7 protein-coding genes are annotated in these 6,394 nt (G+C 66.7%); 6 read left to right on the top strand and 1 reads right to left on the bottom strand.

The features are described from left to right. The first annotated feature begins 137 nt into the window (after window positions 1–137). Complete coding sequence (locus tag JSV65_01385; protein UCH35032.1) at window positions 138–1,499, top strand: MFS transporter; 1,362 nt, start codon at window positions 138–140, stop codon at window positions 1,497–1,499. 6 nt (window positions 1,500–1,505) lie between these two features. Next, on the top strand, window positions 1,506–2,600 hold the full coding sequence (locus tag JSV65_01380; protein ID UCH35031.1) for a hypothetical protein: 1,095 nt from the start codon (window positions 1,506–1,508) through the stop codon (window positions 2,598–2,600). Window positions 2,601–2,782: 182 nt separating this feature from the next. Here JSV65_01380 and JSV65_01375 read toward each other — a convergent pair whose 3' ends face one another. Further along, complete coding sequence (locus JSV65_01375) at window positions 2,783–3,340, bottom strand: hypothetical protein (GenBank protein UCH36665.1); 558 nt, start codon at window positions 3,338–3,340, stop codon at window positions 2,783–2,785. A 303-nt stretch (window positions 3,341–3,643) separates the two neighbouring features. Here JSV65_01375 and JSV65_01370 point away from each other — a divergent pair, with 303 nt between their 5' ends. From JSV65_01370 to mobB, 4 genes are read left to right on the top strand one after another with little or no spacing between them, the layout of a single operon-like run. Then, a complete protein-coding gene (locus tag JSV65_01370) occupies window positions 3,644–4,315 on the top strand; it encodes a zinc ribbon domain-containing protein (GenBank protein UCH35030.1) in 672 nt (223 codons plus the stop codon). A gap of 53 nt (window positions 4,316–4,368) precedes the next feature. After that, a complete protein-coding gene (locus tag JSV65_01365; protein UCH35029.1) occupies window positions 4,369–5,115 on the top strand; it encodes a creatininase family protein in 747 nt (248 codons plus the stop codon). Between the two features lie 8 nt (window positions 5,116–5,123). Beyond that, the gene (locus tag JSV65_01360) at window positions 5,124–5,777 is read left to right on the top strand and encodes a molybdenum cofactor guanylyltransferase (protein ID UCH35028.1); all 654 of its coding nucleotides are present in this window, start codon (window positions 5,124–5,126) and stop codon (window positions 5,775–5,777) included. Then, window positions 5,734–6,225 (top strand): molybdopterin-guanine dinucleotide biosynthesis protein B, encoded by a 492-nt coding sequence (mobB, locus tag JSV65_01355; protein UCH35027.1) that lies wholly within the window; start codon window positions 5,734–5,736, stop codon window positions 6,223–6,225. Before JSV65_01360 ends, mobB begins: the two co-directional genes overlap by 44 nt. The last annotated feature ends 169 nt before the right edge of the window (window positions 6,226–6,394 follow it).

Genomic DNA, 6,394 nt, shown 5'->3' with positions numbered 1-6,394 from the left:
CTCATCCCGCGCCCGTGGGGATAGCCCGCCGTTTGCCGCTTCTGGGCGGGTGAAGGAGCGGCCCGGCGGGGGGCAGAATGTGCGGTCGGGGATCGGCTGCTGCACAGCCCTCGACGTTCCCTCATTGGAGGCAATCCTTGAGCGACACAGCGGGCGCGGCGTCCACAGATCTGCGAGCCTGGCAGCGCCGGGTTTTCGCCTCGGCGTGGATCACCTACTTCGCCTACTATCTCTGCCGGTACAACATGCCCATGGCCAAGTCGCAGCTCAGCGCCACGTTCCACTGGGACGCGGCTCACATCGGCCTCATCTTCACCGCCTTGACTGTCATGTACGCCGTCGGCCAGTTCGTCAACGGCCAACTCGCGGATCGCTTCGGAAGCCGCACCATCGCCAGCCTGGGAGTGGTCGGATCCGTCGCAATGAACCTTGCAGTCTTCGCCGCAACGTTCTTCACGCGGCCGGGGGCGTCGGACGCAGGCGCCACGCTGACGATGGTTGTCATTTTCTGGGCAGCCAACGGCTTCTTCCAGGCGATGGGGTGGTCGCCGATGGTGCGCGCGCTCACGCACTGGTTTCCCCTGCGCAATCGCGGCAAAGTGATGGGCGTCATGGGGGCGTCGTACCAGTTCGGCGGCGCGTTCTCATGGGCCCTCGCGTTCTTCCTGACCGGTTACTACGTGCAGAAGCTAGGCGGCGATTGGCGGGCGGTGTTCTGGGTGCCGGCGGTGCTGTTCGCGGTGGTCGGCGTTTTCTTCTTCCTGCTCGTCCGCAATAGTCCGGAGGAGGTGGGGTTGCCGGCGATCGCCGAAGACGACGAGTCGCCCGACGATGCGCGCGGCCCATCGCGTCGCACCATAGGCCAGAACGTCATCGCGACCCTGAGCAACCCGTACCTGTGGATCGTGGCGGTGACGTTCTTCCTCCTCGATCTCAATCGCTACGGCTTCGTCAACTGGCTGCCGGCGTTTCTCGACGAGCGCAGCGCGGCGGAAGGCACCACGCTCATGGCCAATTTCAAGGAGGTCATGAAGCGCTGCATTCACCCGCTGGCGGGGTCAGCAGGTGCGGTCATCGCGGGCTGGGCCACCGACCGGTTCTTCGGTGGTCGCCGCGCGCCGGTTATCGCGCTCCTGTTGGGAGCCTTGGGCGTTTTCTCCATCGCCTTCCCCTACATCCCCGCCGACCGGTCATGGCTGGTCATCCTCGTCGTGGCGCTCATCGGCTTCTGCACCTACGGGCCGCACATCCTGATGGTCGGCCACGCGGCGCAGGATTTCGGCAAGAAGGCAGGCGCGGCGGGCGCCGCCGGGTTCATCGACGCCATGGGATACATCGGCGCGAGCATCGCTGGGTGGGGCGCGGGCGCGCTCATCAAGTCGAGCGGATACGAGATCACCTTCGTGACGTTCGGCTCGGCCGCCCTGATCGCGGTCCTGCCGATCAGCATCATCTGGAAAGTCGGCCCGAAGATGCGCCCGGCAAATGGTGGGGAGTAGCGGATCATGGATGCACGGCAGCGAGTCTCGCGTGCTCTCGCGCACGAAGAACCGGATCGCGTTCCGATAGACTACTGGGCGACCGCCGAGATCAACCAGCAACTCCTCGACCGCTACGGCTTCTCGACGCAGGAGGAACTGCTATCGCATTTCGACGTTGATTTCCGTTATATCCCCGGCCCGCGGTACGTCGGCCCCGATCCCGTCACGCATGCCGACGGCAGCGTGGAAGACCACTGGGGTGTGCCGCGGGTCCGCGTGGAGGTGGGCGACGGCGACAAGGCCGCCGCCTACCACGAGGTCATCAACTTTCCCCTCGCCGGCGCGCAGACCGTCGCAGACCTGCAAGCGTACCCGAAGTGGCCCGATCCCGATTGGTTCGACTACGACTGCGTGCGCGACCAGGTGCAGGAGGCCCAGGGCATGGGCAAGGTCGTCATCTTCATGGGCGACCGCATGAATCGCTGCGCGCAGCTCAAACCGGCGATGTACGTGCGCGGTATCGAACAGATCCTGCTCGACCTTTCGCTCACCCCGGACATCGCCGAGTATGTCATCCGAAGGGTGGCCGAGTTCTACCTCGAGTACGCGCGGCGGACATTCGAGGCCGCAGGCGACGGCATAGACATCTTCTTCATGGGCGATGACTTCGGCACCCAGAACGGCCTCTTCATGTCCCCCGATATGTGGCGCCGATTCCTGCGACCCGGCTTCCAAGCCCTCATCGAGTTGGGTAAGCGCTACGGCTACGCGGTCGCGCACCACTCCTGCGGCTCGATCAAGCCCATCATCCCCGATCTCATTGACTGCGGCCTCGACATCCTCAACCCGATCCAGCCCGACGTGCACGACATGGATCGCGCCGAACTCAAGCGAGAGTTCGGCGATGACCTCTCTTTCCACGGCTCGATCTCGATTCAGCGCACGCTGCCGTTCGGCACGCCCGATGACGTGCGCCGCGAAGTGCAGGAGCGTTGCGAGACACTCGGCCCCGGCGGCGGCTTCATCTTCTGCACCGCCCACAACATCCAGGCCGACACACCCGTTGAAAACGTCGAGGCCCTATTCGACGCGTACCGCGAGTCCGGCGCGTACGGTTAAGGGCACTCGCGCCGGTGGCGCGCACCTCACCAAGCCAATCGTGGGCATTGGCGGCGATGGCTGGCACGGCCGTGGCGATCGAGCCGGTCCATCGCAGGGCGACGGGCAGATCCATTCGACCGGCATCCGCGGCCGATGCGGACACCGAGTAGGCGTGGCGAGCCGAGCTTTCCCGCGAAGCCTCACCCCGCCGCCGCGTCGTCGGATCGCTGTGGCGGATTGCGCAGGCGCGCCTTGTATGCCTTGAGCAGCGCAGCCATGAGCTTGTTGGGGTCGCTGTCGAACACCAGGGCAGCTCCGGTGTCCTTATTGACGATGCGCACGATCTCGTCCACTTGGTCGGCGATCCCGCCGGTTTCCTGGAGCACGCCGATCAGCTTGCCCTCGTCGTAGGCGATGGCGAACTCGCCGAGCGTGCCGGAACGCCCGCCGACGAGGACCACGATGTCGCAGGAGCGGATACCCGTGACCTCGCGCCCCATCAACCCGTCGCCCGTGTAGATCAGCACGTCGAACTCGCGATACGGGGAGCGGTAGCGAGTGACGTGCTCCTGAAGATCCAGCGCAGGCGAAATGCCTACGGTCATGCCTCCCGACCGCTTGCAGCCCTGCACCGCTTCATATGGAATTCCGGGACTTGCCCCGGTGAGCAGAATGCAGTCGTGCTTCGCGATCTCGCAGCCGAGTTGGCGCGCCTTCTGGCGCACCGCGCGCGGAATCCGGCCTCCCGCAGAACCCATGACGCCGACCTGAACCTTCACTGCATCACCCTCCCGCTCTCCGAACGTCCTGTTGGCACCTCTGGAGTTTGCCGCCTCAGCGCGCCCTTGTCAAGAGAACGACCGCGCCGGCCGGTGCATCCCGTCGCCGACGGCGCCGAGGGTGAGCGCTCGTCGCCCGCGGGTGGCCGCATGCCGGCCGCACTTGACACTGCTATCACCCCATCGTAACATGAGCGCGGTTTCGGCCAACACCTTTGGCTGTCGCGGCGACCGCGAGTCACGTCCTGGAGCTAGTGCGTCGCTGCAGAAGGGGGTGCGGCTATGAAGTGCCCGAAGTGTGGAACCGAGATCGTCCGGGGTGAGAAGACGTGCTGGCAGTGCTACACACCGCTTGAGGGAGCGGCTCAGGGCGAAGGCCCGGCATCGGCGGTCGCGGCAAGCCCGAGGAATGCGCGCGTCGGCGCAAGAGCCGGCTCGCGGGCGCCCCTCGCAATTGCGGTGATCCTGGTCCTCGTCGCCGGGGGCGGCGGGTACTACTACTGGAGCCAATACACCGGACCGGCGGCATGTGCGCGCGCGTACTGCGCGGCGCTCCAGGAGCAGGATGCCAAGGCCCTTCGCTCCGTGCTAACCAGCGAAAGCCGGGAATACGCTGAGATGGCGATGATGAGTACCGGATCCATGCCGGCGGCAGGGAACTTGAGAGTACAGTTCTGCGGCGTCAAGCGGAGCGGGCAAACGGCGAAGGCGAGGATCGCGACCAGCTTCACAATGGGCAAGGGCGAAGACGCGCCGGAGATGCGCCAGACCGCGCCCATAGTGCTGGTCAAGGGATCCGACGGCTGGCAGGTGGACATGCGGAAAACCCAGGAATTGCAGATGCGGGTCATGGAAGACTTCATGAGGGGCTTTGACTTCGGGGAGTCAGCGCCCGAGGGCTTCAATCCCGAGGACTTTAAGTTCGAAGCTCCGGCGCCGGCCGCGGGAGACTAGCCTCGCCTCGGCCGCCCGCACGCGTTGCCTAGTCACCCAGACTCAGGAGACACATGACCACACGACGCTGGGAGTTGCTGTTGCCTCACGAGTGGGTCCGCATGCGCAAGCATGTGCCGGTCGCCTATCTGCCGCTGGGACGGCTGGAGTGGCACGGCCGGCATCTGCCGCTCGGGCTGGATGCGGTTAAAGCCCACGCTCTGTGCCTGCGGATGGCCGATCGCACCGGCGGCGTCGTCATGCCGCCGCTCTTCTACGGCGACGACCCCACCCAGGTCGCCGACCTGCATTTCGACAACGGGGCCGAAATCAGCGAAGCCCTCTCGATTGATCGTGCGGACTACGAGGCGAAGACGCCCCCGGGCGGCTGGGAACTCTACGAGCGCCTGCTCCAGTCCATCTTCGCGGAGGTCGAGCGCGTCGGATTCCTCGTCGCCGTCGTGGTCGCGGGGCACTATCCGCTGCACGGTCCTGCGTCCAGGGCTGCGGAGAGCTATATGCGGCGCGGGGCGCTCAAGGTATTCACTTGCATTGGCTTCGACCTAGTCAAGGACCTCGGGTACCAGGGCGACCATGCGGCGAGGTGGGAGACCTCCCTGCTCCTCGCGCTGCGCCCGGAACTCGTTGACCTTTCCCACCTCGAAGGCCGGGAGGAGCCGCCGCTGGGCGTGCTCGGGGACGATCCGCGCGCGGCCTCGGCCGAATTCGGCGAAGAGGCTATCGGCCATATCGTCGAGCGCGTGCACGAGAAGGTCGCAGAGCTTCTTCGCGAGGCGGGCTGGCCGCCCGCCGCCGCTTGAGAATGCGAATGCCCGGTCATGCCGATACCGATCCGCGCCGCCCCGTCACGGTCATCATCCTCGCCGGCGGGCGCGGCGCCCGCATGGGCCAACTTGACAAAGGGCAGCTCCCGTGGGGGAGCTGCACGCTGCTGGAGCATATCGTCGTGCGCGCGGCGGCGGTCGCGCAGGAGGTGCTGATCGTCGGCGGGGATGCGCAGGAACTGCCCGCGCCGGCGGTCGGCGTCACCGACGTCTATGCCCACTGCGGCCCGCTTGGCGGCCTGCACGCGGGGCTCGGCGCGGCGCGCTTCGAGGCGTGCCTGGCTCTGGGCTGCGACATGCCCTTCGTCGGAGAAGCCGTGATGCGCGCCTTACTCGACCTCGGCGCCGATTGCGACGCGGTTGTGCCGCGAGCTGCCGACGGCCTGCACCCGCTCCTGGCGGCCTACTCCCGGCGCTGCTTGTCTGCCATCGAGGCGCAGCTCCGCAACGGCGATCGGCGCATGGTCTCATTTCTCGATGCCGTCGATGCGCGCTGGGCGACCGAGGACGACCTGCGGCCGTTCGATCCCGACCTCCTGTGCTTCTTCAACATCAACACGTGGCAGGACTACGAGCGCGCGCTGGAGATAGCCCGTGCTGCCGATAGTGTCCATAGTCGGACGTCGCAACAGCGGTAAGACGACAGTGCTCGAGGCGCTGATCGCCGAACTCACGCGGCGCGGCCTGCGCGTCGGGGCGCTCAAGCACAGCGCCCACGGCTTCGACATGGACCGGGAGGGGAAGGACACGTGGCGCCACCGCCGCGCGGGCGCGCAAGCGGTCGGCATTATGTCGGCTCGGGAGTTGGCCGTCGTGCGTACGCTGGATGGGGAGCTCCCGCTCGATGGGGCCGCCGCGCTGCTCGGGTCCGGTCTCGACGTCATCCTCACCGAGGGCTTCAAGCAGGCGGCGACAATGAAGATCGAGGTCGTTCGTGCGGAGACCGGCTGCGAATTGACGACTCGCCCGGAGCAGCTTCTCGCTGTCGTCGCCGACTGCCCGGTGGAGACCGCCGTTTCCCGCCTTTCCTTCGCCGACACCGCCGCCCTGGCCGATGTCGTCCTCGCGCACCTCAGCGGCCGCTGACCGTTGCGGGTCGCGGACCGAACTGCAGTGGCGCGGGGAATGCAGCGGGGACTGCCGCGGGCGCCTCATCGCCGCGGAACAACGCTCAAGGCCGTCGCCCCGCGGGCTCTATGCCTCGCCGGCTTTCTCCATCACCTTGCGCGCGTAGTCGTGCCACACGCGGGCGAGG

It is taken from the genome of Armatimonadota bacterium (assembly GCA_020354555.1).
Classification (GTDB): domain Bacteria; phylum Armatimonadota; class Hebobacteria.
This window is presented reverse-complemented; position numbering and strand designations above follow the sequence as displayed.

Coding starts and splice junctions, on each gene's coding strand:
- JSV65_01375 (UCH36665.1), bottom strand. CDS start 3,340: ATGGGTTCTGCGGGAGGCCGGATTCCGCGCGCGGTGCGCCAGAAGGCG.
- JSV65_01380 (UCH35031.1), top strand. CDS start 1,506: ATGGATGCACGGCAGCGAGTCTCGCGTGCTCTCGCGCACGAAGAACCG.
- JSV65_01360 (UCH35028.1), top strand. CDS start 5,124: ATGCCCGGTCATGCCGATACCGATCCGCGCCGCCCCGTCACGGTCATC.
- JSV65_01370 (UCH35030.1), top strand. CDS start 3,644: ATGAAGTGCCCGAAGTGTGGAACCGAGATCGTCCGGGGTGAGAAGACG.
- JSV65_01365 (UCH35029.1), top strand. CDS start 4,369: ATGACCACACGACGCTGGGAGTTGCTGTTGCCTCACGAGTGGGTCCGC.